The 26,803-nt window shown below is 65.5% G+C and carries 28 protein-coding genes; 10 read left to right on the top strand and 18 right to left on the bottom strand.

Going from position 1 to position 26,803, the window contains the following annotated elements; genetic code table 11:
* Positions 1-30: 30 nt before the first annotated feature.
* From GW587_RS20705 to GW587_RS20660, 10 genes are all read right to left on the bottom strand, one after another.
* Positions 31-1,455: an alpha/beta fold hydrolase gene (locus tag GW587_RS20705; RefSeq protein ID WP_166106494.1), complete on the bottom strand. Its 1,425-nt coding sequence runs from the start codon at positions 1,453-1,455 to the stop codon at positions 31-33.
* A gap of 16 nt (positions 1,456-1,471) precedes the next feature.
* Positions 1,472-2,416 carry a M48 family metallopeptidase gene (locus tag GW587_RS20700; protein ID WP_166106555.1) on the bottom strand — a complete coding sequence of 315 codons (945 nt, stop codon included), beginning with the start codon at positions 2,414-2,416 and terminating at the stop codon, positions 1,472-1,474.
* A gap of 17 nt (positions 2,417-2,433) precedes the next feature.
* Positions 2,434-3,126 carry a lysophospholipid acyltransferase family protein gene (locus GW587_RS20695; RefSeq protein WP_371875631.1) on the bottom strand — a complete coding sequence of 231 codons (693 nt, stop codon included), beginning with the start codon at positions 3,124-3,126 and terminating at the stop codon, positions 2,434-2,436.
* Between the two features lie 70 nt (positions 3,127-3,196).
* Entirely contained in the window at positions 3,197-3,763 is a 567-nt protein-coding gene (gmhB, locus tag GW587_RS20690) for a D-glycero-beta-D-manno-heptose 1,7-bisphosphate 7-phosphatase (RefSeq protein WP_166106492.1), read from the bottom strand.
* A 15-nt stretch (positions 3,764-3,778) separates the two neighbouring features.
* Positions 3,779-5,887, bottom strand: a complete 2,109-nt coding sequence (gene glyS / locus GW587_RS20685; RefSeq protein ID WP_166106491.1) for a glycine--tRNA ligase subunit beta — start codon at positions 5,885-5,887, stop codon at positions 3,779-3,781.
* A 5-nt stretch (positions 5,888-5,892) separates the two neighbouring features.
* A complete protein-coding gene (gene glyQ / locus GW587_RS20680) occupies positions 5,893-6,810 on the bottom strand; it encodes a glycine--tRNA ligase subunit alpha (protein ID WP_166106490.1) in 918 nt (305 codons plus the stop codon).
* 92 nt (positions 6,811-6,902) lie between these two features.
* On the bottom strand, positions 6,903-8,474 hold the full coding sequence (lnt, locus tag GW587_RS20675; RefSeq protein ID WP_166106489.1) for an apolipoprotein N-acyltransferase: 1,572 nt from the start codon (positions 8,472-8,474) through the stop codon (positions 6,903-6,905).
* Complete coding sequence (locus GW587_RS20670; protein WP_166106488.1) at positions 8,474-9,358, bottom strand: CorC family transporter; 885 nt, start codon at positions 9,356-9,358, stop codon at positions 8,474-8,476. The genes lnt and GW587_RS20670 overlap by 1 nt, the downstream gene beginning before the upstream one ends.
* A gap of 102 nt (positions 9,359-9,460) precedes the next feature.
* Positions 9,461-9,925 (bottom strand): rRNA maturation RNase YbeY, encoded by a 465-nt coding sequence (ybeY, locus tag GW587_RS20665; RefSeq protein ID WP_166106487.1) that lies wholly within the window; start codon positions 9,923-9,925, stop codon positions 9,461-9,463.
* Positions 9,909-11,006 (bottom strand): PhoH family protein, encoded by a 1,098-nt coding sequence (locus GW587_RS20660; protein WP_166106486.1) that lies wholly within the window; start codon positions 11,004-11,006, stop codon positions 9,909-9,911. Before GW587_RS20660 ends, ybeY begins: the two co-directional genes overlap by 17 nt.
* Before the next feature lie 369 nt (positions 11,007-11,375).
* Between GW587_RS20660 and GW587_RS20655 the strand changes: the two genes are divergently transcribed.
* Positions 11,376-11,708 carry a hypothetical protein gene (locus tag GW587_RS20655; RefSeq protein WP_166106485.1) on the top strand — a complete coding sequence of 111 codons (333 nt, stop codon included), beginning with the start codon at positions 11,376-11,378 and terminating at the stop codon, positions 11,706-11,708.
* Positions 11,709-11,770: 62 nt separating this feature from the next.
* On the opposite strand, the gene GW587_RS20650 is transcribed toward GW587_RS20655, so the two are convergent.
* Positions 11,771-12,616: an HDOD domain-containing protein gene (locus GW587_RS20650; protein ID WP_166106484.1), complete on the bottom strand. Its 846-nt coding sequence runs from the start codon at positions 12,614-12,616 to the stop codon at positions 11,771-11,773.
* Entirely contained in the window at positions 12,609-12,956 is a 348-nt protein-coding gene (locus GW587_RS20645) for a hypothetical protein (protein ID WP_166106483.1), read from the bottom strand. Before GW587_RS20645 ends, GW587_RS20650 begins: the two co-directional genes overlap by 8 nt.
* Before the next feature lie 178 nt (positions 12,957-13,134).
* Here GW587_RS20645 and GW587_RS20640 point away from each other — a divergent pair, with 178 nt between their 5' ends.
* The 3 genes from GW587_RS20640 to GW587_RS20630 are packed head-to-tail and all read left to right on the top strand — an operon-like array spanning position 13,135 to position 15,324.
* Positions 13,135-14,715 carry a sensor histidine kinase gene (locus GW587_RS20640; RefSeq protein WP_166106482.1) on the top strand — a complete coding sequence of 527 codons (1,581 nt, stop codon included), beginning with the start codon at positions 13,135-13,137 and terminating at the stop codon, positions 14,713-14,715.
* Positions 14,716-14,726: 11 nt separating this feature from the next.
* Complete coding sequence (locus GW587_RS20635) at positions 14,727-15,128, top strand: DUF3224 domain-containing protein (protein ID WP_166106481.1); 402 nt, start codon at positions 14,727-14,729, stop codon at positions 15,126-15,128.
* A gap of 28 nt (positions 15,129-15,156) precedes the next feature.
* The gene (locus tag GW587_RS20630; RefSeq protein ID WP_166106480.1) at positions 15,157-15,324 is read left to right on the top strand and encodes a hypothetical protein; all 168 of its coding nucleotides are present in this window, start codon (positions 15,157-15,159) and stop codon (positions 15,322-15,324) included.
* A 45-nt stretch (positions 15,325-15,369) separates the two neighbouring features.
* Here GW587_RS20630 and GW587_RS20625 read toward each other — a convergent pair whose 3' ends face one another.
* Complete coding sequence (locus GW587_RS20625; protein ID WP_166106479.1) at positions 15,370-15,720, bottom strand: PEP-CTERM sorting domain-containing protein; 351 nt, start codon at positions 15,718-15,720, stop codon at positions 15,370-15,372.
* Between the two features lie 189 nt (positions 15,721-15,909).
* Here GW587_RS20625 and GW587_RS20620 point away from each other — a divergent pair, with 189 nt between their 5' ends.
* The 6 genes from GW587_RS20620 (at position 15,910) to GW587_RS20595 (ending at position 22,195) form a co-directional block, all read left to right on the top strand.
* A complete protein-coding gene (locus tag GW587_RS20620) occupies positions 15,910-16,770 on the top strand; it encodes a ChaN family lipoprotein (RefSeq protein WP_229259566.1) in 861 nt (286 codons plus the stop codon).
* Complete coding sequence (locus GW587_RS20615; RefSeq protein ID WP_166106478.1) at positions 16,771-17,097, top strand: thioredoxin family protein; 327 nt, start codon at positions 16,771-16,773, stop codon at positions 17,095-17,097.
* A gap of 69 nt (positions 17,098-17,166) precedes the next feature.
* Positions 17,167-18,444 (top strand): MFS transporter, encoded by a 1,278-nt coding sequence (locus tag GW587_RS20610; protein ID WP_166106477.1) that lies wholly within the window; start codon positions 17,167-17,169, stop codon positions 18,442-18,444.
* 140 nt (positions 18,445-18,584) lie between these two features.
* Positions 18,585-19,982, top strand: a complete 1,398-nt coding sequence (locus tag GW587_RS20605; protein ID WP_166106476.1) for an MFS transporter — start codon at positions 18,585-18,587, stop codon at positions 19,980-19,982.
* 19 nt (positions 19,983-20,001) lie between these two features.
* The gene (locus tag GW587_RS20600) at positions 20,002-21,132 is read left to right on the top strand and encodes an aldose epimerase family protein (RefSeq protein WP_166106475.1); all 1,131 of its coding nucleotides are present in this window, start codon (positions 20,002-20,004) and stop codon (positions 21,130-21,132) included.
* A gap of 70 nt (positions 21,133-21,202) precedes the next feature.
* Entirely contained in the window at positions 21,203-22,195 is a 993-nt protein-coding gene (locus tag GW587_RS20595; protein ID WP_166106474.1) for a LacI family DNA-binding transcriptional regulator, read from the top strand.
* A 100-nt stretch (positions 22,196-22,295) separates the two neighbouring features.
* Here GW587_RS20595 and GW587_RS20590 read toward each other — a convergent pair whose 3' ends face one another.
* Genes GW587_RS20590 through GW587_RS20570 form a run of 5 tightly spaced genes read right to left on the bottom strand, consistent with a single transcriptional unit; the run spans position 22,296 to position 26,796 of the window.
* The gene (locus GW587_RS20590; RefSeq protein WP_166106473.1) at positions 22,296-23,207 is read right to left on the bottom strand and encodes a dihydrodipicolinate synthase family protein; all 912 of its coding nucleotides are present in this window, start codon (positions 23,205-23,207) and stop codon (positions 22,296-22,298) included.
* 20 nt (positions 23,208-23,227) lie between these two features.
* Positions 23,228-24,478, bottom strand: coding sequence for an NAD(P)/FAD-dependent oxidoreductase (locus tag GW587_RS20585; protein WP_166106472.1), 1,251 nt, complete (start codon positions 24,476-24,478; stop codon positions 23,228-23,230).
* Positions 24,475-24,717 carry a (2Fe-2S)-binding protein gene (locus GW587_RS20580; RefSeq protein WP_371875630.1) on the bottom strand — a complete coding sequence of 81 codons (243 nt, stop codon included), beginning with the start codon at positions 24,715-24,717 and terminating at the stop codon, positions 24,475-24,477. The genes GW587_RS20585 and GW587_RS20580 overlap by 4 nt, the downstream gene beginning before the upstream one ends.
* 43 nt (positions 24,718-24,760) lie before the next feature.
* Positions 24,761-25,867, bottom strand: coding sequence for an NAD(P)/FAD-dependent oxidoreductase (locus GW587_RS20575; protein WP_166106470.1), 1,107 nt, complete (start codon positions 25,865-25,867; stop codon positions 24,761-24,763).
* Complete coding sequence (locus tag GW587_RS20570; RefSeq protein WP_166106469.1) at positions 25,864-26,796, bottom strand: 4-hydroxyproline epimerase; 933 nt, start codon at positions 26,794-26,796, stop codon at positions 25,864-25,866. Before GW587_RS20570 ends, GW587_RS20575 begins: the two co-directional genes overlap by 4 nt.
* Positions 26,797-26,803: the final 7 nt, after the last annotated feature.

Raw genomic sequence — 26,803 nt, 5'->3', positions numbered from 1 at the left:
CGGACATGGGCTTGGACGTGAGCGGCGCGCCTACTTCAGCGTGAAGACGAACTTGTCATGTTCCGGCGAGAGGCAGGACAGGTCCGGCGCCGCCGACGGATCGCGCAGGTAGGCGCGCACCAGGCTGCGGGTGCAGGCGCTGGTGCGGAAGGCGCCGTGGGTGACGTTCGGGATCTGCGCCAGCTGGCCGTGGCTGAACAATTTGGCGGTGGCGGCCGCCATTTCGGGCGGGCAGCCGGGATCGATCTCGGGCGCGATGAACAGCGTCGGCACCGCGCTGCGCAGCGGTTTGGCCTCGCCCGGGTCGATGGCGCCGACCGGGTACGACGGGCAGACGTCGAAATAGCGCTGCAACGACGCCACCGCCAGTTGCGCCACCGGATCGCCGGCGGTGCCGTCGGCGACGTGGTCGCGCCGCTCGAACGGGATCTCTTCCTTGCACAGGAAGGCCATGTGCTGCGCCTTGGCGTAGCCGCGCGTGAACGCTTGCGCGTCGATGGCGCTGAAGTCGCCGGCGGCGATCGCCGCGACGTCGCGCGGCAGGCTGCGCGCGCCGTCCGGATCGTAGACCGCGTCCATCAGGAAGGCGCCCAGGTCGGTCGCGCTGTAGCTCTGGCCCGAGGCAGATTTCTGCGGCGCATCCAGGAAACGCTGCGCCGTCTGCCGCAACAGCGCGGCCGGATCCGGATAGGCCGCGTGGCAGGCCGGGTCGGCGCCGCACAAGCGGAAGATCAGCGCCACCGCGCGCGACACCACCAGCGGCGAGCCTTCGGTCCAGGTGGCGTCCGGCGACCATACCGAATCCAGCACCGCCGCGCGCACGCCCTGCGGCGCGTGGCTCAGCACCGCGAAGCCCACCCGGGTGCCGTACGACACGCCGAACAGGTCGAAGCGCTCCAGCTTCAGCGCGCGGCGCAGATCCTGCACGTCGCGCGCCACCGCCGTCGAGTTGTAGCTGCCCAGGTCGACGCCGGCCGCCGCGTGGCGCGCGCCGCAGGCGCTCAGCTGGCGCGCCGATACGTCGGACAGCGGCCCGAGGTCGTTCAGCGCGGCGTCGCCGCAATCGAGCACCGGCGCGGTCAGGTGGCCGCCGCGCTGGTCGAAGAAGATCCAGTCCTGGTCCTGCGCCACCAGCTCGCGGCCGACCGGTCCGCGCAGCATGTCCGGCAGGTTGGCCAGCGCGCTGCTGCCCGGCCCACCGTGCAGGTAGATCACCGGCGGCTGGCCGGCGCGCGGATGCGCGGCGCGCACCACCGCGACCGGCATCGCTACCCGTCGTCCGTTCGATTTGCCGGCGGTTTCATCGACGCTGAGCGTGCCGCATTCGACTTTCTGCGCGACGCCGGAAAAGTCGCCGATGCACGGGGAGGCGGTGTATCGGGGCGCGGCGGCGCTGGCGCTGAGGCAGAAGGCAAGCAGCAGCGACGCCTGCGCAAGGCGGGTAAACAGTGTCATGACGACTTTCGTGGAGTTAGAACAGGACCGGAAGCTCCTGCGCGCGCTTGCGCAGCAGGTTCTTGGCTTCTTCGTATTCGGGGTAGATGCTGCCGACCGTGTTCCAGAACTGCGCGCTGTGGTTCATCTCCAGGATGTGCGATAGTTCGTGGGCGATGACGTAATCGATCAGCGGTTGCGAGAAGTGGATCAGTTTCCAGTTCAGGCGGATCTTGCGGTCGGCCGTGCACGAGCCCCAGCGGGTGCCGGCCGACGACAGGCCGAAAGAGTGATAGCGCACCCCAAGCCGCTCGGCGTAGACGTCCAGCCGCTGCTCGAACAGCACCTTGGCCTCCTGCTGATACCAGGCCTTGACGCGCTCGCGCAGCAGCGTCTCGGTGGCGCCGGGCACCAGCACCATCGACAGTTCGCGCGTCGCCGGATTGTAGCTGCTGCGATTACGGCCGCCGACCAGCAGCCGCAGCGTGATGTCGGCGCCGAGATAGGGCAGTTGCGCGCCGTCGATCCATTCGATCGGCGGCTTTTCCAGCCGCGCGGCGCGGCGTTCGCGCCGTTCTTTCAGCTTGCTGAGGATCCAGTGCTGCTTGGTGCGTATGGCGTTGTCGATTTCGGCGATGCTGATGCGCTTGGGCGCGGTCACGCGCAGACCGTCGTCGTCGATCATGAAGCCGATCGAGCGCCGCGTCGAGCGACGCAGTTCGTATTCGAGGATGAATTCGCCGACCATCAGCTGGCGCTTGGGCGGCTGGTCCGACGGCGGCACCACCAGCGCGCGCGGCTTGACCGGCACGGCGGTCGCGGGTGGCGCGACATAGGGAGAAACGGGAGGAGGGGAATTCGATGCGGATGGCGCGGGCACCGTCCAGACAGGGGCGGTATACACCGGCTTCACAGCAGCCGGCGACTGTGCCTCCCGTCCGAACAGGTCAAGCTGGTTGACATCGGGCGACGCCGGCTTCACCAGCGTCGCGAGGTCGTCTAGCCAGCGCTGTAGGCGTGGGGCGAAATGACGCGCATTTCTGATTCTATCCAATTTTCCACCTGTTGCATCATGCCGTCCGGCGTCTGGCCTTCCGGCGAAATTGGCTTACCTATCGATACTGTAACAAGGCCGGGCCGTTTGATGAAAGAGTTTTTTGGCCAGCACTCGCCGGAGTTGTGGGCAATCGGCACCACCACCGCGCCGGTCTCGATGGCGAGGCGGGTGCCGCCGCTCTTGTACTTGCCGGCCTGGCCGACCGGGATCCGCGTCCCCTCCGGGAACATGATAATCCACTGGCCGTCCGCGAGGCGGCGCTTGCCGTGGTTGACCACGTGCTTGAACGCGTTCTTGCCCTGCGAGCGGTCGATCGGGATCATGCGCAGCAGCGCCATCGCCCAGCCGAAGAAGGGAATGTACAGGATCTCCTTCTTGAACACGAACACCAATGGGCGCGGCATGTTCGGCAACAGGAAGATGGTCTCCCACGCCGACTGGTGCTTGGACAGCACCACCGCCGGCGCGTCCGGGAAATTCTCGGCGCCCTTGATTTCGTAGCGGATGCCGCAGATGACCTTGAGGCACCAGATCATGAACACGTTCCAGCGCGCGGTGACCCAGAAGCGCTTGTTGTACGGCAGCGGCGCCGCCAAAAAGCAGACGCAGGCCCAGATGATGGTCGAGATCACCATGATGATGGTGAACACCAGGGAACGTAAGAACAGAACGGGATGACCCAATGCAGACTCCAAAAAACTTGTATTAGCTAACGATGTGCAGCGCCGGCGGGGCGCTGGTTTTCAGCAGGTGGGTGACCATCGCCGCCAGATCCGGGAAAGTCATTGTACCGGGCGGCAGGCCACCCGTGGTTTGCGTTTTCTCGCCTTTGCCGGTCAGGACCAGATAAGGCACGCAGCCGCTGACATAGCCGGCCTGCAGGTCGCGCAGCGAGTCGCCCACCACCGGCACGCCTTTCAGGCTGACCTTGTAGCGCTGCGAGATTTCGGTGAACATGCCCGGTTTCGGCTTGCGGCAGTCGCAATTGTCGGCCGCCGCGTGCGGGCAGAAGAACACCGCGTCGATGTCGGCGCCGACCTGCTGCGCCAGGTTGTGCATCTTCTGGTGGATCGCGTTGAGGATGGTCATGTCGAAGAACTCGCGGGCGATGCCAGACTGGTTCGACGCCACCACCACCCGGTAGCCGGCCTGGTTCAGCCGCGCGATCGCTTCCATCGAGCCGGGGATCGGGATCCACTCGGCCGGCGATTTGATGAAGTCCGGCGAATCATGGTTGATGACGCCGTCGCGATCGAGGATGATCAGTTTCATGGACGGCGCACCCATTTACGCCGCCAGTTTCGAGATGTCGGCGACGCGGTTCATCATGCCGTGCAGGGACGACAGCAGCGCCAGACGGTTGTTGCGCAGCGCGACATCCTCGGCCATGACCATGACGTCGTTGAAGAAGGCGTCGACGTCGTCGCGCAACTGCGCCAGCGTTTTCAGCGTGCCGGCGAAGTCGCCGCGGTTGAACGCCGCGTCGATCTCCGGCAGCACGCGGATCACGGCGGCGTTGAGGTTGATCTCGGCCGCGTCCTGCAGCAGCGAGACGTTGACGCCGGATTCGCCGGCAGCGGCCAAGGCTTCCTCGTTCTTCTTCAGGATGTTGGTGATGCGCTTGTTGGCGGCGGCCAGCGAGGCCGATTCGGCCAGCGCGGCGAAGGCTTGCACCGCTTCCAGGCGCTGCACGATGTCGTCCAGGCGGTCCGGGTTCTGCGCCACCACCGCTTCGATCTCGTTCGGCGAGAAGCCGCGCTCGCGCAGGATGCCGCGCAGGCGGTCGATCATGAAGGTGGTGACGTCGGCGCTCGGGTCCTTGAAGCCTGCCACGAAGGTGAACAGCTGCGCGGCCTGCGCCAGCAGGGCGCTGATCGACAGCGGCAAACGCTTCTCGATCAGCATGCGCAGCACGCCCAGCGCGTGGCGGCGCAGCGCGAACGGATCCTTGTCGCCGGTCGGCGCCAGGCCGATGGCCCAGATGCCGACCAGGGTTTCCAGCTTGTCGGCCAGCGCCACGGCGGTGCCGGTGACGGTCGACGGCAGCGCGTCGCCGGCGAAGCGCGGCTGGTAGTGCTCGGACGCGGCCAAGGCCACATCTTCCGGCTCGCCGTCGTTGCGGGCGTAGTAGGTGCCCATGATGCCTTGCAGCTCAGGGAACTCGCCGACCATCTCGGTGACCAGGTCGGCCTTCGAGAGCTTGGCGGCGCGCATCGCCAGTGTGGCGTCGCCGCCGATGGCGGTGGCGATGTATCCGGCCAATGCTGCGACGCGTTCGCCGCGCGCGGCCTGGGTGCCCAGCTTGTTGTGGTAGACGATCTTGTCCAGCAGCGGCAGACGCGATTCCAGCGTCTTCTTCTTGTCCTGCTCGAAGAAGAACTTGGCGTCCGACAGGCGCGGACGCACCACGCGCTCGTTGCCGTCGATGATGGCGGCCGGCGTGTCGGTGGCGATGTTGGAGACGATCAGGAAGCGCGAGCGCAGCTTGCCGCTGGCGTCGGTCAGCGCGAAGTATTTTTGGTTGGTCTGCATGGTCAGGATCAGGCATTCCTGCGGCACGGCCAGGAACTCTTCCTCGAAATTGCATTCGTAGACCACCGGCCATTCGACCAGCGCGGCCACTTCGTCCAGCAGCGCTTCAGGCATCAGGACCTGGTCGGCGCCGGCCTTGGCCAGCAGCTCGGCGCGGATCTGTTCCTTGCGCTGTTCGACGCCGGCCAGTACCTTGCCTTCGCTTGCCAGCGTGGCGGCGTAGCTGTCGGCGTTGGCGATGGTGACGGCGCGCTGGCCCGGCGCGGTCAGGAAGCGATGGCCTTCGCTGACGTTGGACGCGGTCAGGCCCAGCAGCGTCAGTGGCAGCACCGTCGCGCCGTGCAGCGCGATCAGGCTGTGCGCCGGACGCACGAATTGCACCGTGGCGCCGTCTGGGCGCTGGTAGCTCATCACTTTAGGAATCGGCAGCTTGGCGACGGATTCCTCCAGCGCCGTTTGCAGGCCGGCTTGCAGCGCGCTGCCGGCCGCCGTGTAGGTGTAGAAGAAGCTTTCGGCCTTGCCGTCCTGCGCGCGTTCCAGATCGGCCACGGTCAGGTCGGGGAAGCCCAGCGCGGCCAGTTTCTTGGCCAGCGGCGGCGTGCCGTTGCCGGCGGCGTCCAGCGCGACCGACACCGGCAGCACTTTTTCGCGGATCGCCTTGTCCGGCGAGGTAGCGCGCACCTTGGTGATCGACACGGCCAGGCGGCGTGGTGTGGCGTACGACGTGGCGACGCTGTCGTCTTCCAGGAAGTCGCGCGATTTCAGGCCTTTGACGATGCCGTCGGCGAAGGCGGTGCCCAGTTTGGCGAGCGCCTTCGGCGGCAGTTCTTCGGTCAGCAGTTCGATGAGCAGAGTTTGAGTCATATTATTTATACAGTTTGTTCAGCGGCAGCCGTAGGTGCCATAGGGAAGCCCAGGCGCTCACGCGAATCGTAGTAGGCCTGCGCGACCAGGCGCGACAAGGTGCGCACGCGGCCGATGTAGGCGGCGCGCTCGGTCACCGAGATCGCGCCGCGCGCGTCCAGCAGGTTGAAGCTGTGCGAGGCCTTCATGATCTGCTCATAGGCCGGCAGCGTCAGTTGCAGCTCGATCAGGCGCTTGGCTTCCGATTCGTGGTTGTTGAACTGCGCGAACAGCAGTTCGGTGTTCGAATGCTCGAAGTTGTAGGCCGACTGCTCCACTTCGTTTTGATGGAACACGTCGCCGTACTTCAGCGATTTGGTGACGCCATTCTCTTCCCACGTGGTCCAGACCAGGTCGTACATATTCTCGACGCCCTGCAGGTACATCGCCAGGCGCTCGATGCCGTAGGTGATCTCGCCCAGCACCGGCTTGCAATCCAGGCCGCCGACCTGCTGGAAGTAGGTGAACTGCGTCACCTCCATGCCGTTCAGCCAGACTTCCCAACCCAGGCCCCAGGCGCCCAGCGTCGGCGATTCCCAGTCATCCTCGACGAAACGGACGTCGTTCTGCTTCAGGTCCAGGCCCAGCGCTTCCAGCGAACCCAGATACAGGTCGAGGATGTTTTCCGGCGCCGGCTTCATCACCACCTGGTACTGGTAGTAGTGCTGGCCACGGTTCGGGTTCTCGCCGTAGCGGCCATCCTTCGGGCGGCGCGACGGTTGCACGTAGGCGGCGCGCCAAGGCTCCGGGCCGATCGCGCGCAGGAAGGTGCCGGTGTGGAAGGTGCCGGCGCCGACTTCCATGTCGTACGGCTGGAGCAGGGCGCAGCCTTGCTTGTCCCAGTAGGTTTGCAAGGTCAGGATAATTTGTTGAAATGTCAGCATCTTGTGTGGTCGGTGGCGCGCCAAAAAAAGCGCGCGGTTGCGGTTTCGCTAAAGCGGCAATTTTAGCGGGTTTTACTGGGAGGCTGTAGAGATTAAGCGGCTTTTGGCCGGTTTTTTGCGCGGCGCGCCCAAAACCAGGCGCCTGCCAGCGACAGCGCGGCCAAGGCCAGGAACAGCTTGTTCCCCCACAGGATATACGGGGTGCTGCCGGCCGTGCCTTGCACCTGCGCCGCCAGCACGCCGTAGGTGTTGACCGGCAGCTGTTCGACGATCACGCCCGCGCCGTTGATGATGGCGGTGGCGCCGGTGTTGGTCGCGCGCAGCATCGGGCGGCCGGTCTCCAGCGTGCGCATCTGCGAGATCTGCAAGTGCTGCGGGATGGCGATGGTGTCGCCGAACCAGGCCAGGTTGGAGGTGTTGAGCAGCATGGTGGCGGGCTTCTGGCCCTGCGCCGGATTGTTCAGCTGCTCGGCGATCTCTTCGCCGAACAAGTCTTCGTAGCAGATGTTCGGCAGCACGCGCTGGTCCTTGATCGGGAACGCCGGCTGGATGTCGCGGCCGCTGGTCATGTCGCCCAGCGGGATCGACATCAGGTTGACGAACCAGCGGAAGCCGAGCGGGATGAATTCGCCGTACGGCACCAGGTGGTGCTTGTCGTAGCGGTAGTAGCTCGACCCCAGCCTGGACGGGATGCCGATCACGCTGTTGAAGTAGGCGGTCTGGCTGTCCGCCAGCGGGATGCCGAGGATCAGATTGCTGTTGGTCTTGTTGAGGAATTGCGCGATGCCGGACAGGTAGTCCGGCGGCAGCTGCTGCGGCAGCATCACCACCGCCGTCTCCGGCGTGGCGATCAGGTCGGCCGGGGCGGCCATGATGGCGTCCTGGTACAGCTTCATGGTCGCCATCACCTTGGCGCCGTTGAATTTTTCTTCCTGCGGGATATTGCCTTGCAACAGACGCACCGAGATCGGCTTGCCTTCCGGGTAGGTCCATTGCAGGAAGCTCAGGCCGACGCCGGCCGCCGAGATCGCGACGATCAGGCCGCCCGCCTGCAGGCGCGTGCGGTGCAACAGCAACAGCAGCGCGCCGGCGATCACCGCCGCCAGCCAGCCGAGGCCGTACATGCCGATGATCGGCGCGTAGCCGGCCAGCGGGCTGTGGTTGTGGGCGTAGCCGGCCGACAGCCACGGGAAACCGGTGAACAGCCAGCCGCGTATCCATTCGAACAGCGCCCACATCGCCGGCAGCACCAGCAGGTTGGCGGCCGGCAGCGGCAGGGTCCAACGCTTGCGCAGCCAGGCCGCGCCGCCCATCGCCAGCGCGACGTAGATCGCCATGCAGGCGGCCAGCAGCAGCACGGCGGCCACCGCCAGCGGCGCCGGCATGGCGCCGTAGGTATGCAGCGAAACGTAGAGCCAGTGGGTGCCGGCGGCGGTCCAGCCGAAGCCGAAGGCCCAGCCGATCAGCGCGGCGGACTTGACGTCGGCGCTGCGCAGCACCTGATAGAACAAGGTCGCCAGGCCGAGGATCTCCAGCGGCCACCAGCCGAACGGGGCGAAGGCGAACACGCACAGCGCGCCGGCCAGGCCGGTGATCAGCATCCGGCCCCGGGTGGAACGTTGCGGCTTGGGGGGATCGTTCGGATTGGCGCGGCGAAAACGCATTATGCGTCGTCGCCTTCGGCGGCGGCGGGCGGCAGTTTTTCCACCAGCAGCACGTGGATCTGGCGGGCGTCGGCGCGCAGCACTTCAAAGCGCATGCCGTCCATGTCGAAGGTGTCGCCCTTGTGCGCCATGCGGCCCAGGTGCTTGGAGACCAGACCGCCGATGGTGTCGGCGTCGTCGTCGGGCAGCGCGGTGTCGAGTTCCTCGTTGAACTGTTCGATCTCGGTCAGCGCCTTGATGCGCCAGCGCGGGCCGTGCACGCCTTCCTTGATCGAGAGGATGTTGTCCTCTTCCTCGTCGAAGTCGTACTCGTCCTCGATGTCGCCGACGATCTGCTCCAGCACGTCCTCGATGGTGATCAGGCCGGCCACGCCGCTGTACTCGTCGACCACGATCGCCATGTGATTGTGGTTGGCGCGGAAATCGCGCAGCAGCACATTCAGGCGTTTCGATTCGGGAATGAAGATGGCCGGGCGCAGCATGTCGCGGACGTCGAACGATTCTTCGGCGTAGTAGCGCAGCAAGTCCTTGGCCAGCAGGATGCCGATCACCTTGTCGCGTTCGCCTTCGATGGCGGGGAAACGCGAGTGGGCGGTCTGCAGCACCGCAGGCATCCACTCCTCGATCGGCTTGGAGATGTCGATGACATCCATTTGCGAGCGGGGAATCATGATGTCACGGGCGGACAAGTCGGAGACCTGGAACACGCCTTCGATCATCGACAAGGCGTCGGCGTCGATCAGGTTGCGTTCGTGGGCGTCGTGCAGAACTTCGAGCAGTTCAGCACGGTTCTCTGGCTCGGGGGAAATCAGTGCGGTCAGGCGTTCAAACAGTGACCGATGGGGTTTAGCGTCAGTCTTGACGCTACTAGAGTGCTCTTGCATAGGAGGCGTGAGCCGTTGTTTCGAAGACGCATAGGATACACCAAATGGGCAGGCGGGGCCGTTTTTGTCAAAAAGACAGCCCCGTTCATCCCACAACGGCGCCTAGTCGGCGTAGGGATCGGCGTAGCCGAGCCTGGCCAGCAGTTCGGTTTCGATGCCTTCCATTTCGGTCGCTTCCTCGTCGTCCATGTGGTCGTAGCCCTGAGCGTGCAGCACGCCGTGGACGATCAGGTGGGCGGCGTGTTCCTCGACGGTTTTCTTTTGCTCGGCGGCTTCCTGTTCCAGCACGTCGGTGCAGAGGATGATGTCGGCCTGGGTCGGCGCGTCGTCGTCGAGCTCTTCGCCTTCGTTGTAGGCGAAGGTCAGCACGTTGGTGGCGTAGTCCTTGCCCCGGTATTCGCGGTTCAGGCTGCGGCCTTCCTCGGCGTCGACGAAGCGGATGGTCAGTTCGGCCGGCGCGAACAGCGCGGCTTGCACCCAGCGGCGGATTTTCGGACGGGTGATGCTTTCCTGCAGGCGCGCGTCGGGATATTGCACCGACAGCGTCAATTTATTTTTTACGGACATTTTTCAGTGCGGTGGCTTTGAGGAGGGGAGCGATCTCGGCTTCGTGGTTGTGCGCGGTTTCGTAGGCGTCGACGATGCGTGCGACCAGCGGATGGCGCACCACGTCTTCGCTGTTGAAGTGGCTGAAGGCGATGCCGCGCACGTCTTTCAGCACCTGCACCGCGTCGACCAGGCCGCTCTTCTGGCTCTTGTGCAGGTCGACCTGGGTGACGTCGCCGGTGACCACGGCCTTGCTGCCGAAGCCGATGCGGGTCAGGAACATCTTCATCTGCTCGACGGTGGTGTTCTGCGCCTCGTCGAGGATGACGAAGGCGTGGTTCAAGGTGCGGCCGCGCATGTACGCCAGCGGCGCGATCTCGATGATTTGTTTCTCGAACATTTTCTGCGTCCGGTCGAAACCGAGCAGGTCGTACAGCGCGTCGTACAGCGGACGCAGGTAGGGATCGACCTTTTGCGCCAGGTCGCCCGGCAGGAAGCCGAGGCGTTCGCCGGCCTCCACCGCCGGGCGGGTCAGGATGATGCGCTTGACCGCGTCGCGTTCCAGCGCGTCGACCGCGCAGGCCACCGCCAGATAGGTCTTGCCGGTGCCGGCCGGGCCGACGCCGAAGCTGATGTCGTGCTCCAGGATGTTGCGCAGGTAGCGGATCTGGTGCGGCGTGCGGCCGCGCAGGTCGCTGCGGCGGGTCTTCAGCACCGGGCTGTTGATTTCCGGCTCGTTGAACGGGGCGATGGCGTCGACCACGACCCGCGCCTTGTCGCTGGCGGCGGCGCCGATCGCGGCGGCCGCAGCGCCGGCGGCGGCGTTGACGTTGGCACGCTGTTCGACCAGCGCCAGTTGCACTTCCTCGATCGGCACCACCTTGTTGGCGACGGCATAGAATTGTTCAAGAATCTGCACCGCGCGTTCGGCGTTGTGGCCGCTGACGATGAACTTCTCGCCACGGCGGAAGATGGTGACGTCCAGCGCGGCCGAAATCTGGCGCAGGTTTTCGTCGAGGGGGCCGCACAAGTGGGCCAGGCGCGCGTTATCGAGCGGCTCCGGGACGAAGTAGTGCGGCTGGACTGGAGTGTTGGTTTTCAATGGGCTGCTTTATGAGAAGAGGCCGGCCGTGCCGGCACAGGCGATAGTTTAACGTAATTTATCGGCGTGGGCCGCGATCGTCCCTTCCGGCGCTGGTGCGCGCCCTATTTCGGAACTTGTTTCCTACAAGTTCTTGCGTGCGACACACTCTCGCCCCATATGTTGAAATAGCATTGTTGTTAAGGTTTCTCGCCAGCGATTGATGTTGAACAATCTTCGCTCGACGCACGTTGGCGGGAATGGCCCCTTTGAGCATAAAATTATCTTGCTCGAATGGCAATCATGGGGCCGGCGAACTTATTCATGCAACCTAAGTTATTTTTAAGTTCGAACCAGCACTATCTCTTCACCCAACCAACGAGGAATATCATGGCACACCACGCTCTCGCTTCCCAAGAAAGCTACAACCCCAATCATCTGCTGGATATCTTGCTGGGCAAGATGCAGCTGAAAAACGACGCCGCGCTGTCGCGCCTGCTGGAAGTCGCGCCGCCCGTCATCAGCAAGATCCGTCACCACCGCCTGCCGGTCGGCGCCTCGCTGCTGATCCGCATGCACGAAGTGACCGGCATGAGCATCCGCGACCTGCGCGACCTGATGGGCGACCGCCGCACCAAATATCGTCTGTCCGACGCCCAAGGCCGCCCGAAGCCGGAAGACCGCACCGAAAAGGCCGAAGCAGGCAACTACGCGCGTCACTGATGTGCCCGCGGGGCCCGCACTTGCCGCGCCGGTGTGACAACCCGGCCCGGCAGGTAGCCAGTTCAGCTTAGCAGCACCATAGAAATTTCTTCATACTGCAACTCCGTTTCACGGAACAGCTGCAGATAGATTTCTTCATCGAGGCCCAGTGCGTTCCAGGCCACGGTGGAAACAGGCGGGACCAGATCGTCCTGCACCTGCGCCAGATCGAGCGCATGTACGATCGCGTCGGCCACATGGATGATGGCCGCCAGGAACCCTGCGCCCGGCGCTTCCGGGTCGTGGTGGCCGCCGATGGCCAAGCGCATCGTATCCGAAAAATTCCAATGTTCCGCCAAGGCGAGCCCGGCGTCGACGTGATCGACGCCGAGCACCGTGCGTTCCGCTTCCAGCAGGTAGCAATCCTGTTGCTCGCGCCAGGCGATGGTCTCGGAGTATTGGTTGGGGAAGCACGCCACCAGCACCAGCCGGCCGATGTCGTGCAGCAGCCCGGCCGTGAAGGCGTAATCCTGGTTGAAGCGCATCTGCCGCGCCAGCACCTTGGCGCAGGCGGCGGTGGCGATCGAGTGGCGCCAGAAGGCCTTGTGGTCGAAGCCGGGGCAATGGCCCTCGGCGAAGCAGCCGGTGACGGCGGCCGCCGTGATCAGGTTGCGCGTGGTCTGGAAGCCCAGGTAGGTGATCGCCTGCTGGATGGTGGTGACCTTGACCTGCAGGCCGTACAGCGAGGAGTTGGCCAGCCGCAGCGTCTTGGCGGTCAGCGCCTGGTCGTATGAGACCTTCTTGGCCAGCACCGAGATGTCGACATCGTCCTGGTCGATGCTGTTGAGCAGCTCCATCACCACCGCCGGCAGCGACGGCAGGTCGTCCAGGTTGCGCACCACGTCGTCGTAACTCAGTGTATTACTCATGCTCGGGAGTCTCCTCTACGCCCAGCCGGAAGTCGGTGACGAAGCGGCGCAGCGTGGCCGTGGCCCAGTCGTTGTCGCTGTCGGCGTCGTTCTTGCGAAACAAGTGGGCGATGCGCGCCTCGTGGTGGTCCAGCGTCGCCGCCGCCTGCTCCGGCGACACCTCGTCCTTGACGATCGGCAGCACGGCGATGCCGTGGCGCGGCATCAGCGCCAGCATCGCCTCGGTCAGCACCGTGCCTTGCGGCAACAGCACGTGGCCCTGCACGTCGAGCAGCACGTCGGACAGGACCATGCCCGGCCGCACCTCCGCCAGCGCCAGTTGATGATAATTGCTTGCCATGCTGCCTCCCGGTTGCATCCTGAACTATATTTCCCGATCTTACCATTGCGGGCGGGCAAAGTCTGCGCTCTGGATCAACGTGGTTGGCATCGGGCCACAGCCTATTTCTTGCCAAGTCGCGGCCCATACCGTACATTGGGATGTTGCCGTGAAATCCATATTGCCGGGGAGGGTGTAGATGTTTGGTATTCAAGGCCGGTTGACGCTGCTGTTTGTGGTCATCGTGACCCTGGTGCTGGGCATTTCCGGCACCTATGCGCAATACAGCCTCGGCCATGAACTCGAAGTCAGCAGCCAGCGCCTGCGCCAGGGCGTGCTGACCCGGCTGCAAACCAGCCTGCCGTCGGCGCTGTGGGATCTGGACAAGGCCAAGGTCGACAACATCGTCGCCGCCGAGATGATGCCGCCCGAGCTGGTCTCGATCCGCGTCTACGACACTTCGGTGGGCCTGTTTTCCGGCAAGCTGCGCAATGAAAACGGCAGCGTCAGCGCGATCGAGAACGATGCCGCCGTCGGCGGCACCCCGGTGGTGGCCGACCTGGCCTACCGCGATTCCGGCGCCGCCGGCGCCTCGCTCAAGCCGGTGATCGTCGGCCGCGTGGTGGTCAACTTCAGCCGCGCCCAGATCGACGCCACGCTGGCCGCCGAGGTGCGGCGCAAAGTCACCGAAGTGCTGCTGCTGGACCTGATCCTGGTGGCGGCGCTGGCCTTGTCGCTGCGCATCGTGTTCGACCCGCTCAAGCAACTGCGCGACGGCCTGTTCGACCTGGCCACGCGCGGCAGCGACGAGGTGGAGGAGTTGCCGGACAACCGCCACGACGAGCTGGGCGAGGTGATCCGCGGCTTCAACGCCATCCAGCGCAAGGTGAAATCGAATATCCAGCGCATCCGCGAGGCCGAGGACGAGGCGCGCAAATCGGCCCAGACCACCACCAAGGCGCTCGACGACCTGCGGCGCACGCAGGAATCGCTGCTGCAGGCCGAGCGGCTGGCGTCGCTGGGCGGACTGGTGGCCGGCGTGGCGCACGAGATCAACACCCCGGTCGGCATCGCGCTGACCAGCGCCTCGGTGCTGATGGAGGCCACCGAGAAGGTGCAGCTGGCGGTGCAGGACGGCAACATCAAGAAATCCGACATCACCCGCTACCTGGAGACGGCCGCCGAAAGCACGCGCCTGATCATGAACAACGCCTACCGCGCCGCGCACCTGATCCACAGTTTCAAGCAGATCGCGGTGGACCAGGTCAGCGAGGCGCGCCGCCGCTTCGAATTGCGCGACTATATCAACGAAGTGGTGTCCAGCCTGCAGCCCAAGCTGAAGAAGACCCGCATCACGGTCAGCATCGCCTGCCCGCCGGACGTCATGCTCGACAGCTATCCGGGCGCGCTGGCGCAGGTGATCACCAACCTGACCTTGAACTGCGTCGAGCACGCCTTCGACCCCGAGGACGAGGGCCGCATCATGATCGGCGTGGCGCAGCAGGGCGACTGGATCGAGATGCAGGTCACCGACAACGGCAAGGGCATTCCGCCGGACATGCTGGACAAGGTGTTCGACCCCTTCGTCACCACCCGGCGCGGCCAGGGCGGCACCGGACTGGGGCTGAACATCGTCTTCAACCTGATCGCCAAGCAGTTCGGCGGCAGCATCACCGTTTCCAGCGTGCTGGGGCAGGGCGCCAGCTTCGTGCTGCGCATGCCGTGCGTGACGCCGGTCGACGACGCCACGCTGCACGCCGACGCCCGTCTGCACGCTTAAAGGAGAACGCCATGCCCATGATTACCGGAGAATTCGAGGTCAAGATGCAGCCCGAAGCCATGTCCGCCGTCGCCGCCGACAGCGGCATCGGCCGGATGTCGCTGGACAAGCAGTACCACGGCGCGCTGCAGGCCAGCGGCAAGGGCGAGATGCTGGCGTATATGGATCGCGCGCTGGGATCCGGCGCCTATGTGGCGATGGAACTGGTGCGCGGCACGCTGGAAGGCCGCGACGGCACCTTCCTGCTGCATCACAGCGGCGTCATGACGCGCGGCGCGCCCGGGCTGGCGGTGAAGGTGGTGCCCGATTCGGGCGGCGGCCAACTGGCCGGGCTGGCCGGCACGCTGAACATCCGCATCGAGGGCGGCAAGCACTACTACGACTTCGATTACACGCTGGAGGCCGTTGCTTAAGCGTGGACCGGCAGGCTAGAATGCCGGCATGAATAAAGAGACGATCAAAGGCCTGCTGATTCTGGCCGGCATAGTGGTGGCGGTGGCCTTGTTTGCGGTGATCGCCACCGACAACGGCTGGCAAAAGGTGGGATGCGTGTTTCGCGCCATCCTGCACGGTGTAGCGCTCAGCAACATCCGTTCGATCTGCCTATAAAAAAAGCCCGCATGGCGCGGGCTGGTTCGGTGGCTGGCGGCTGGCTCAGTCCTTGAATTTTTCCGATGCGTTGCTGCGGCGCGAGGCGAAACCCAGCACCACCAATCCCAGCATCAACATCACAAAAGTCTGCGGTTCCGGCACCGGCGAGGCCGGCTCGGCGTTCGGCCGATGCTTCGGGTCCGACGGCGGCAAGGCGTGCAGATCGTCGGCGTCCGTGGTCTTGGCGTCGCTGGCGCCGATGCCGCACGGCGCAGGGCTGTTGGCGTCGCATGAGGCGAGTTCAATTGTTGCAGGTGCAATATTGCGAGTCGCGGGCACGTCGCTGCCGGCGTGGGCGGCGCCGGCGAGACTCACGGCGAGTAAAACAATCGAAATCAAGGTTGGGGATTTCACGGTGCACTCCTGGCGTTACGGCATGAACAGGGCGTTAAGCTGTATTTAATTAGAAAAACCTACATTGCGGGGCAGCAAACGCTACCGATTTGATATTAAACCACGTTTAATAACATAATGCCATTGATATTTCTCTGTGTGCAATTAAATTTTGCGCTGCAGCAACAACACTTTTACGATTGAGAGACGATGTCTACTTCCGCATATCAGATGATTTTCCAGAAAGCGGCACTGGCCGCTGCGCTGGCGGCCGTGGTGATGGCGACCGGCTGCGCCAGCGGCGGCAAGCCGGTGGCCGCCCCGGTCGTCGCCGCCGTCGCCGACAATCCGCAAGTGCTGCTGCTGGGCGAAGTGCACGACAACGCCGAAGGCCACAAGCTGCGTTATGAGTTGCTGCGGCGGCGGGTGGAGGCGGGCTGGCGCCCGGCCATCGTCATGGAGCAGTTCGACCGCGAGAACCAGGATGCGCTGACCCAGGCGCAGAAAGGTTGCCTGGACGCGCAATGCGTGATCCGCGTGGTCGGCGGCCCGCGCTGGGACTGGCAGCTGTATTACCCGGTGATCCAGCTGGCGCTGACCTACCAGCTGCCGCTGGTCGCGGCCAACCTGTCGCGCGCCGACGCCTCGCGCGTGGTGCGCGACGGCGTGCGCGCCACCTTCGATCCGAAGAGCATCCAGGACTACCATCTGGACCAGCCGCTGCCGGCCGACATCCGCAGCGCGCAGCAGCAGGAGATCGTCGTCGGCCACTGCAATATGCTGCCGGAGATGATGGTCGGCGGCATGGTCGACGCCCAGGTGGCGCGCGATATCTGGATGGCCAAGATCGTGCGCGAGCAGCGGCCGCGCGACGTGGTGCTGATCGCCGGCAACGGCCACGTGCGCAAGGACATCGGAGTCGCGCGCTGGATAAACCAGACCGCGCCTACACTGACGGTGCGCAGCATCGGCTTCATTGAAAACGGCGACAACGGCGGCCGATACGACAGCGTCCAGACGGTGGCGCCGCAGCAGCGCAGCGATCCCTGCAAACAAGTGAAAGCGAAATAAATGAAGACCCGCTATACCGCCGAGGCGCCGCAGCGCGCCGAAATCGATGCGCTGAAGGGCGCCGTGATGCTGGAGTTCGGCGCCAACTGGTGCGGCCACTGCATGGCCGCGCAGGCGCCGCTGGCCGAGGCTTACGCCGGCCACGACGGCGTGGCCCATTACAAGGTCGAGGACGGTCCCGGCCGGCCGCTGGGGCGCTCGTTCCGCGTCAAGTTGTGGCCGACCATGATCTTCCTGCGCGACGGCCAGGAAGTGGCGCGGGTGGTACGGCCGTTGGCGCCGGACGACATCGCCGCGGCTTTCGCGCAAATCGATATCAAAGGTTAATCATATCTGCTTGGCAACCTGCGGAAACGGTGTGTATGATGGCCCGCACACCCATCCGCAGGAGCATGTATGAGTCAGCCTCACCCGGGATCGCCGAAGACCAATTCGCCGGCCACCGTGCTGTTCGCCAGCCTGATCGGCACCACCATCGAATTCTTCGATTTCTACATCTACGCCACCGCCGCCGTGCTGGTGTTCCCCAAGCTATTCTTCCCCGCCAGCGACCCGGCCGCCGCCACGCTGCAATCGCTGGCCACGTTCGCCATCGCCTTCTTCGCGCGGCCGGTCGGTTCGGCCGTGTTCGGCCACTTCGGCGACCGCATCGGGCGTAAGGCGACCCTGGTCGCGGCGCTGCTGACGATGGGCATCTCGACCGTGGTGATCGGCATGCTGCCGACCTATGCGTCGATCGGCACGCTGGCGCCGGCGCTGCTGGCGCTGTGCCGCTTCGGCCAGGGCCTGGGCCTGGGCGGCGAGTGGGGCGGCGCGGTGCTGCTGGCGACCGAGAACGCGCCGCCGGGCAAGCGCGCCTGGTACGGCATGTTCCCGCAGCTGGGCGCGCCGATCGGCTTCTTCCTGTCGGGCGGCATCTTCCTGCTGCTGAGCCAGACGCTGAGCGACGCCGAGTTCTTCAGCTACGGCTGGCGCATCCCGTTCCTGGCCAGCTCGCTGCTGGTGATCGTCGGCTTGTACATCCGTCTGAAGATCCATGAAACGCCGGACTTCCAGAAGGTGCTGGAAAAGAACGAGCGGGTCAAGGTGCCGGTCATCACCGTCTGGCGCGAGCACCGCCGGGTGCTGGTGCTGGGCACGCTGATCGCGCTGTGCACCTTCGTGCTGTTCTACCTGATGACGGTGTTCGCGCTCAGCTGGGGCACCACCGCGCTGAAATTCTCGCGCAAGGACTTCCTGATCCAGCAATTGTTCGCCGTGATCTTCTTCGGCGCCACCATCCCGCTCGCGGCGGTGTGGGCCGACCGCTACGGCCGCCGCCGCACGCTGATCTGGGTCTCGGCCGCGATTGCCGTATTCGGGTTGGCGCTGGCGCCGCTGTTCGGCTCCGGCAGCGCGGTGCAGGTCACCGTCTTCCTGTCGGTCGGCCTGGGTCTGATGGGCATGACCTACGGCCCGCTGGGCACCATCCTGTCCGAGCTGTTCCCGGCCGAGGTGCGCTACACCGGCGCCTCGCTCACCTTCAACCTGGCCGGCATCCTCGGCGCCTCGCTGGCGCCGTACGCCGCCACCTGGCTGGCGACCAACTACGGCTTGCAGTACGTCGGTTACTACCTGTCGGGCGCAGCGGTGATCAGCCTGGTGGCGCTGGTGATGGCGAAATCGGCCAAATAGGCCGACCGGCGCGGTTGTCATACAACCGCGCATCTTTCCGCTTGCTTATCCTGTTTTATGGTTGTACGATGACATACGACTTGAATGATCTCGTGGAGACCGAGAGATCATCACCAAAAACCATAATATAAAGTGATGCCATGAACCTGAGCGAGCCTGTGAGTGCGGTGGGTCAATCCGTCGGTAAATACCGCTGGACCATCTGTGCACTGTTGTTTTTTGCCACCACCGTCAATTATCTGGACCGCCAGGTATTGAGTCTGCTGGCCCCCTCGCTGTCGACGGAATTTGGCTGGAGTAATACCGACTACGCCAACATCGCCGCCGCCTTCCAATTCGTCTACGCGATTTCGATGCTGTTCGCCGGCCGCGTGGTCGACAAGATCGGCACCAAGGCGGCCTATGTGGTCGCGATCTGCGTCTGGTCGATCGGCGCGCTGATGCACGCGGCCTCGGTGCCGATGGGCGAGGCCGGCGCCAAGGTGCTGGGCCTGTTCGGCGTGGTCGCCGTGCCGTCCATCGTCGGCTTCATGATTTCGCGCGCGGTGCTGGCGGTCGGCGAGGCGGGCAACTTCCCGGCCGCGATCAAGGCCACCGCCGAATACTTCCCGAAAAAAGAGCGCTCCTTCGCCACCGGCATCTTCAACTCCGGCGCCAACGTCGGCGCCATCCTGGCCCCGATCACGGTGCCGCTGATCGCCGCCGTGTGGGGCTGGCAGGCCGCCTTCATCATGATCGGCATGCTGGGCTTCATCTGGATGAGCGTGTGGCTGTGGCTGTACGAAAAGCCGGAGCAGCAAACGCGGCTGTCCAAGCAGGAGCTGGCCTACATCCGCAGCGACTCGGTGGCGCCGGTGGAGACCACGGAAGAAGCGTCGATCGCCGCCGCCAAGAAGGTGTCGTGGTTCCAGCTGTTGAGCTATCGCCAGACCTGGGCCTTCGCCTTCGGCAAATTCATGACCGACGGCGTGTGGTGGTTCTTCCTGTTCTGGCTGCCGACCTATCTGTCGGCGCAGTACGGCATGAAGGGCGAGGCCATCGTGCTGCCGCTGGCCGTGTTGTACAGCATGACGATGATCGGCTCGATCGGCGGCGGCTGGTTCCCGAGCTACTTCATGGCGCGTGGTTACGCGCCGTATGACGGCCGCATGAAAGCCATGTTGATGATCGCCTTCTTCCCGCTGGTGGTGCTGCTGGCGCAGCCGCTCGGTTCGATCAGCTACTGGATCCCGGTGCTGCTGATCGGCGTCGGCGCCTCGGCGCACCAGGCGTGGTCGGCGAATATCTTCACCACCGTGTCGGACATGTTCCCGCAAAAATCGGTGGCCTCGGTGATCGGCATCGGCGGCATGGCCGGCGGCATCGGCGGCGTGCTGCTGACCAAGCTGGGCGGCTGGGTGTTCGACTACTACAAATCGATCAACGACATCCACACCGGCTACATGATCATGTTCGGCATCTGCGCGCTGGCCTATCTGGTGGCGTGGGGCGTGATGAAGGCCCTGGTGCCGCGTCATAAGGAAATCACCGATCTGTAAGCGCGCCATATGGATGCTGGTGTCGTTGCTGGCCGTGGGCACGGCGGCGGCCGCCACCGGCATCCGCGTCCAGCCGTACGGCGTCACCGCCAAAGGTGAGCCGGTGGAGCGGGTCGTGCTGGAAAACGCGCGCGGCATGCGGCTGGTGTATATCGACTACGGCGCCACGCTGGTCGCCGCCGACGTGGCCGACCGCCACGGCAAGCGCCGCAACGTGGTCCTGAGCCTGCCCGATCTTGCCGCGTTCGAGAAAACCAGGGGGCGCTACGGCGCCATCATCGGCCGCTACGCCGGCCGCATCGGCAACGCGGGTTATACGCTGGACGGCAAACGCGTCAGCCTCCACGCCAACAGCCGGGGCGTCTTCATCCACGGCGATCCCGATCCGTACGACAAGCGCGTATGGCGGCGCCAGGACTTCGCCGACCGCGCGTCGATCGGCTCGATCTACCGCTTGCACAGTCCCGACGGCGACCAGAACTTCCCCGGCGCGATGGACATCAGCGTCACCTACCGGCTGCTGCGCGACAGCGACGAATTCCGCATCGAATACCGTGCCGTCTCCAGCGCGCCGACGGTGCTCAACCTGACCAACCACGTCTACTTCAACCTGGGCGGCGCCGCCGCCGGCGTCGAAGGCATGCAGACGCACCGCTTCCAGATCGACGCCGACCGCTACGCCGAAACCGACGCGCTGCGTGTGCCGACCGGCGTGTTGCGCGGCGTGGCCGGCACGCCGCTCGATTTCCGCGCCGGCGGCAGCGTCAGCGCGCGCTTGCGGGCGCCGCAGGACACGCCGTTGCAGGCGCCGAACGGCGGCTTGGCGGGCTACGATCACAGTCTGCTGTTCAGCAAGAAGGACGGGGCCTACGCCAGGGTGGCGACCATCGCCGATACGGCCAGCGGCACGCGCATGGAGGTGTGGACGTCGGAGCCGTCGGTGCAGCTGTACAGCGTGAATGGTTTCGACGGCAAGGAGGTCGGCAGCGAAGGCGTCGGCTACCAGCGTTATGGCGCCTTCGCCTTCGAAACCCAGCACCTGCCGGACAGCCCGAATCATCCCGAGTTTCCCAGCACGGCGCTGTATCCGGGGCAGCGTTTCGAGTCGACCACCAGTTTTCGTTTTTCCGCCACCGCGCCGCGACGCTAGACGGCGCATACCGACATGATAAGATTGTCGCTTTAGCGCAGCAACCGCCACGCTTTCCGACCATCCGATCATGAAAAAAAACGTAGCAACCATCCGCGATGTCGCGGCGGCGGCCGGGGTCTCGACCGCTACCGTCTCCAAGTTCGTCAACGGCGCGCAGCGCTTCTCGCCCGCCGTCGAAGCGACCATCAAGGAAGTGATCGCCAAGCTGGGCTACCGTTCCAATCCGCTGGCCGCCTCGATGATCACCGGCCGCACCAAGAGCATCGGCCTGTCGGTGCTGGACGTCAGCAATCCCCACTTCACCAGCATCGTCAAGGGCGCCAACCGGGTCGCGCAGGCGCACGGCTACACGGTGCTGCTGGTCGACACCGAGGAGAATCCCGGCCGCGAACGGCCCTTGCTGGAGGCGCTGAGCCGGCGCGTGGACGGCATCATCGTGTTCTCGCGCATGGTCGAGGCGGAAATGGACTGGATGACGGAGCTGGGCAAGCCGCTGGTGTTCTTCGGCCGCCTGACGCGGCTCGACATCCCGTGGGTGATCAGCGACGACCATCGCGGCGCCTACATGCTGACGCGGCACCTGGTGTCGCTGGGACACAAGCGCATCGCCTACCTGGGTTTTCCGCGTTCGCGGCGCGACGAGGAACGGCTGGGCGGCATCCGCGAATGCCTGGCCGCGCACGGGCTGGAGCTGGAGGTGCACGAAGGCAGCGCGCCGACGTCGGCGGAAGGGGAGCGGGTATGTTCGGCCATCATGCTGGGCGCCGAGCATCCCGAAGCGCTGATCTGCTACAACGACCTGATGGCGCTGGGCTTCATGAAATCGGCGCAGACGCTGGGTTTCAAGCTGCCGGAGGATATCTCGGTGGCCGGCTTCGATAATATTCAATACGGTTTATACACTTCACCGCCGCTGACCACGGTGGATCTGCAGAGCGAGCGGATGGGATCGGCCGCGATGGAAAAGCTGCTGGCCGCGATCGACGGCAAGACGCCGCCGAACACCACCACGATCGAGCCGCAACTGATCCTGCGCGGCTCGGTCGCCAAGCGCAGCTAGCCTCCTTCGGTGTCAGTGCCGACATTCGGACACGAGCTCAACCGTAATGGTCAGTTACGGTTGAGCTCGTGTCCGAATGTCGGCACTGACACCGCTGGGGTTAGAAGAAGTTGCCGACGTCCGGGCGGGTCGCCAGCGCCTGCTGGACGATGGCGGTGACGCGGGCGCGGTCGGCGCCTTGCAGCGGCTGTCGCGGACGGCGCACGTTTTCGTTGCCGACGCCGGCCAGCGTCTCCACCAGCTTCAGGTTCTGTACCAGCTTGTTCGAGACGTCCAGGTGCATCAGCGGCATGAACCACTGATACAGCTTGAGCGCTTCGTCCCAGCGCTTGGCCTTCATCAGCTTGTACAGCGCGACCGTCTCTTTCGGGAACGCGACCACCAGCCCGGCCAGCAGGCCGTCGGCGCCAACCGCCAGGCCTTCGAACGACAAATCGTCGACGCCCATGAACAGCTGATAGCGGTGACCGACGGCGTTGCGCAGGTCGGTGATGCGGCGCACGTTGTCGGTCGATTCCTTGATCGCGACGATCCATTCGCAATCGGCCAGTTCCTTGAAGTCGTCCGGCGTCAGGTCGACCTTGTACGACACCGGATTGTTGTAGACCATGATCGGCAGCTGCGCCGCCTTGGCGATGGTGCGCAGGTTGTCCATCGCTTCGCGTGCGTCGGCCGCGTACAGCACCGACGGCATCACCATCAGGCCCTGCACGCCCAGTTCATGCGCTTTTTCGACAAAGCGGCAGGCGGTCGCGGTGCGCGTTTCGCTGACGTTGACCAGTACCGGCACGCGGCCGGCGGCGACGTTCAGCGCGGTCCTGGTCACTTCCAGCTTTTCGTCGAACGACAGCGTGCTGGCTTCGCCCAGCGAGCCGCAGGTCATCAGTGCGTCGACGCCGCTGTCGATCTGGAACGCGAAGTGTTTTTCCATCGCGGCGTGGTCGAGATCCTCGTTCTCCTTGAACTTGGTGGTTACTGCGGGGAAGACCCCTTCCCATTTTGCTGCCGTCATGCTGTTCTCCTTGGTGAGTGCTAATCGATGATGCTTGAAACCCGTGCGGGCGATATCGGCAAGCGGACGGCGTCGGGACGCCAGCCGTACAGAATGTCGGTGGCGCCGCCGCAGATGCGGCCCTGGCACGGACCCATGCCGCAGCGCGTTTGCAGCTTGGCGTCGCGCCATGCGGTGTGCGTGCGCAGTTCGCCGTGGCGCACGTCTTCGCAGCGGCAGACGATGGTGTCGTCGTCGGCCAGCGTGGCCAGCTCCGGCCGCAGCGCGAAGGTGCGCGTCAGCCGCGCGGCGAATTTTTTCCAGTGGGCGCGGCGGCCGAAAGCCTCCTGCGCTTGCCCGACGTGGCCGCTGGCGGCCAGGCCTGCGATGCGGCCTTCGGCCAGTGCGAGGTCGACGCCGCCGACACCCGTGCTTTCGCCGGCGCAGTAGATGCCGGGCACGGTGCTGTGCTGCCATTCGTCCACGTGGACCGCGCCGTCCGTGGTCGTGCAGCCCAGTGCTTGCGCCAGTTCCAGGTTGGGCAGCAGGCCGTAGCCGCAGGCCAGGTAGTCGCATTCCAGCGATGCCGGTTCGGGCCGGCCGCCGCGTTGCACTTGCACCGATCGCAGCGCCTGGTCGCCGTGTGCGGAACGCACGTAGCTGTCGCGCAAGTAGGGAACGCCTTTCAGTTGGCGGGCCAGTTGCAGCGCTTGCGCGATCTTGGATGGTGTCGCCGCCAGGCTCAGAACGAAGCGCGCCAGCGCCGGCGTGGCGGCCTGCTCGACGATGGCGACGATGTGCGCGCCCTTGTCCCGCAGCGTGGCGGCCACCGCCAGCAGCAGCGGGCCGCTGCCGGCCACCACCACGCGTTTGCCTTGCAGCGGGTAGCCGCCCTTGGCCAGCGCCTGCAGGCCGCCGGCGCCGGTGACGCCGGGCAGCGTCCAGCCGGGGAAGGGCAACAGTCTTTCGCGGGCGCCGGTCGCCACGATCAGCTGGCTGTAACGCAGCGTTTCAGATGCGGTGGGCGTTTGCACCAGCAGCCGCCCGGCTTCCGGCGAATACAGGACGCGCGTCTGCCGCAACCATTGGACGTGTTCCGCCGCTTGCAGTTCGCGCCACAGCTGTTGCGCGCGCGGGTCGGCTTGTCGCTCCGGGCCGCCGCGCCAGATCTGGCCGCCGGCCAGTGGGTTGTCGTCGATGATGGCGACTTGTGCGCCATGCGTGGCCGCCGCGTGGGCAGCCGCCAGTCCGGCCGGACCGGCGCCGATGATGATGATGTCGTGGCGCTTCATGATACCGCTCCGGTTACCACTTGCATGCCTTCGGTGCAGAGCGTTTGGCAGGACAACTGGTGCATGCGGCCGTCGATGGTGACGCGGCACTCCTGGCAGATGCCCATGCCGCACAAGGGGGCACGCGGTGCGCCGCCGACCGAGCGGCGCGTCACCCCGCTGCTAGACATCGCGATCGCGGCGGCGACGCTGACGCCGGCGTCGACGCGAATCTCGCGCGCGTCGATGCGAAGCGTCACGCCACCGCCCGCGCCGATGCCGGCGCCATCGCCGATGTCGATGCTATTCATGGAAGCGCCCTGGAAGGTAAGGCGTGGTGGGGATGCGCGTGGTTTCGCCTTGCACCTGGGCGGCCAGCAGCTGCGCCGTCGCCAGCGAGGTGGTGATGCCCAATCCTTCGTGGCCGGTGGCCAGCCACAGCCCGCGCCGCGCCGCGCTGGGGCCGATCAGTGGCAGGCCGTCCGGCGTGGCGGCGCGCAGGCCGGTCCAGCAGCGCAGCACGTTCAGCTGCGCCAACTGCGGCGTGAAGGTGGCGGCATGACGCAGCATGCGCCGCAGCATGTCCGGCTCGACCTCCGGATCGACCGTGTCGAACTGGCGCGAGGAGCCGATCAGGATTTGTCCGGTGGGACGCGGTTGCAAATTGAACGCCACCGAATCGCCGCTGGCCGCATGGGCGCTCTTGATATAGCCCAGCTCCACCAGCTGATGCCGGACGAAGCCCGGATAGCGATCGGTGATCGCCAGGTGTCCTTTTTTCGGCTGCATCGGCAGCTCCGGCAGCAGCGCGGTCGAGCGCGCGCCGGCGGCCAGCACGATGTGCTGCGCCTGGTGTCGCGTGCCGTCGGCCAGCAGCACGCCGTGGTCTTCGATCGCCGCGACCGTGGCGCGACGGGACACGGCGCCGCGCCGCATGGCGCGGTCCAGCAAGATGCGCGCGCTCTTGGGCGGATACACCAGCCCATCGCCGCCGACCAGCAGCCCGCCAGCCAAGCCGGCCCGTAACTGCGGCTCGCGCTCATACAGGCGCGCCGGCGACAACAGCTCGCAATCGAGACCATGCGCCGACAGCGTTTGCGCCTTGACGCGCGCGGCCTCCAGTTCCTCCTCGTCGGCGGCGACCCAGATGGTGCCGCAGCCGCTGTACTCATGCCGCTGCGGCCGGTCGCCCACCAGATCCTTCCATAGCGCGACCGAATACGACGACAGCGCCAGCTCCGCCGCGTTGTCGTCCATGACCACCAGGTGGCCCATGCCGGCGGCGGTGGCGCCGCCGCCGGCGATGTCCTGCTCCACGACCGTCACCCGCAGCCCGCGCTCGCTGAGCGCGTCCGCACAGGCGGCGCCGACGATGCCGGCGCCGATGACGATCACGTCCGGATTGTTCACCGGATGCCCCACACGAAAGGATCGGTGGGATCGAGGATCAACTGGGCCTGCGCGTTGACCCAGGCCTTGCCGCGTATGCTGGGAATCAGTTTCTCGCCCTGGTATTTGTACGACGCTTCGAACACGCTGCCGATCACACTCTCCTGCTTCCACAGCGCGCCCTCGGCCAGCTTGCCGTCGGCCGCCAGGCAGGCCAGCTTGGCGCTGGTGCCGGTGCCGCACGGCGAGCGGTCGTAGGCCTTGCCGGGGCAGAGCACGAAACTCTGGCTGTCGGCGCCGGTGCGCGATGGCGCGAACAATTCGATATGGTCGATCAGCGCGCCGTCGTCGCCGGTGACGCCGTCGCGGACCAGCGCCGCGCCGATGGCCGCGCTGCAGGCCGTCAGCGCTTCGACGTTGTGCACGCCCAACTCCAGGCCATGGTCGGCGACCAGGAAGAACCAGTTGCCGCCGTAGGCCACATCGCCGGTGACCGTGCCGTAGCCCGGCACCTCGACCGCGACCTGCGCGCGGCTGCGGTACGAGGCCACGTTGTCCACGGTGACGCCGCCGTCGGCGTGCAGTTCCGCCTCGACCACGCCGACCGGCGTATCGATGCGGTGCCGTCCCGGCCCGATGCGTCCCATGAACGCCAGCGACGCGATCAAGCCGATGGTGCCGTGGCCGCACATGCCGAGGTAGCCGACGTTGTTGAAGAAGATGACGCCGGCCACGCAGTCGGCCGCATGCGGTTCGCACAGCAGCGCGCCGACCAGCACGTCCGAGCCGCGCGGTTCGCACACCACGGCGGAACGGAAGTTGTCGTGCGCGGCGCGCAGCATGGCCACGCGTTCGCTCAAGGGGCCGGCGCCCAGGTCCGGGCCGCCGTCGGTGACCAGGCGGGTGGGTTCGCCGCCGGTGTGGGAGTCGATGATGGAGATGGTTTTCATGCTCGAA

It is taken from the genome of Duganella aceris (assembly GCF_011090165.1).
GTDB lineage: Bacteria > Pseudomonadota > Gammaproteobacteria > Burkholderiales > Burkholderiaceae_D > Rugamonas > Rugamonas aceris.
This window is presented reverse-complemented; position numbering and strand designations above follow the sequence as displayed.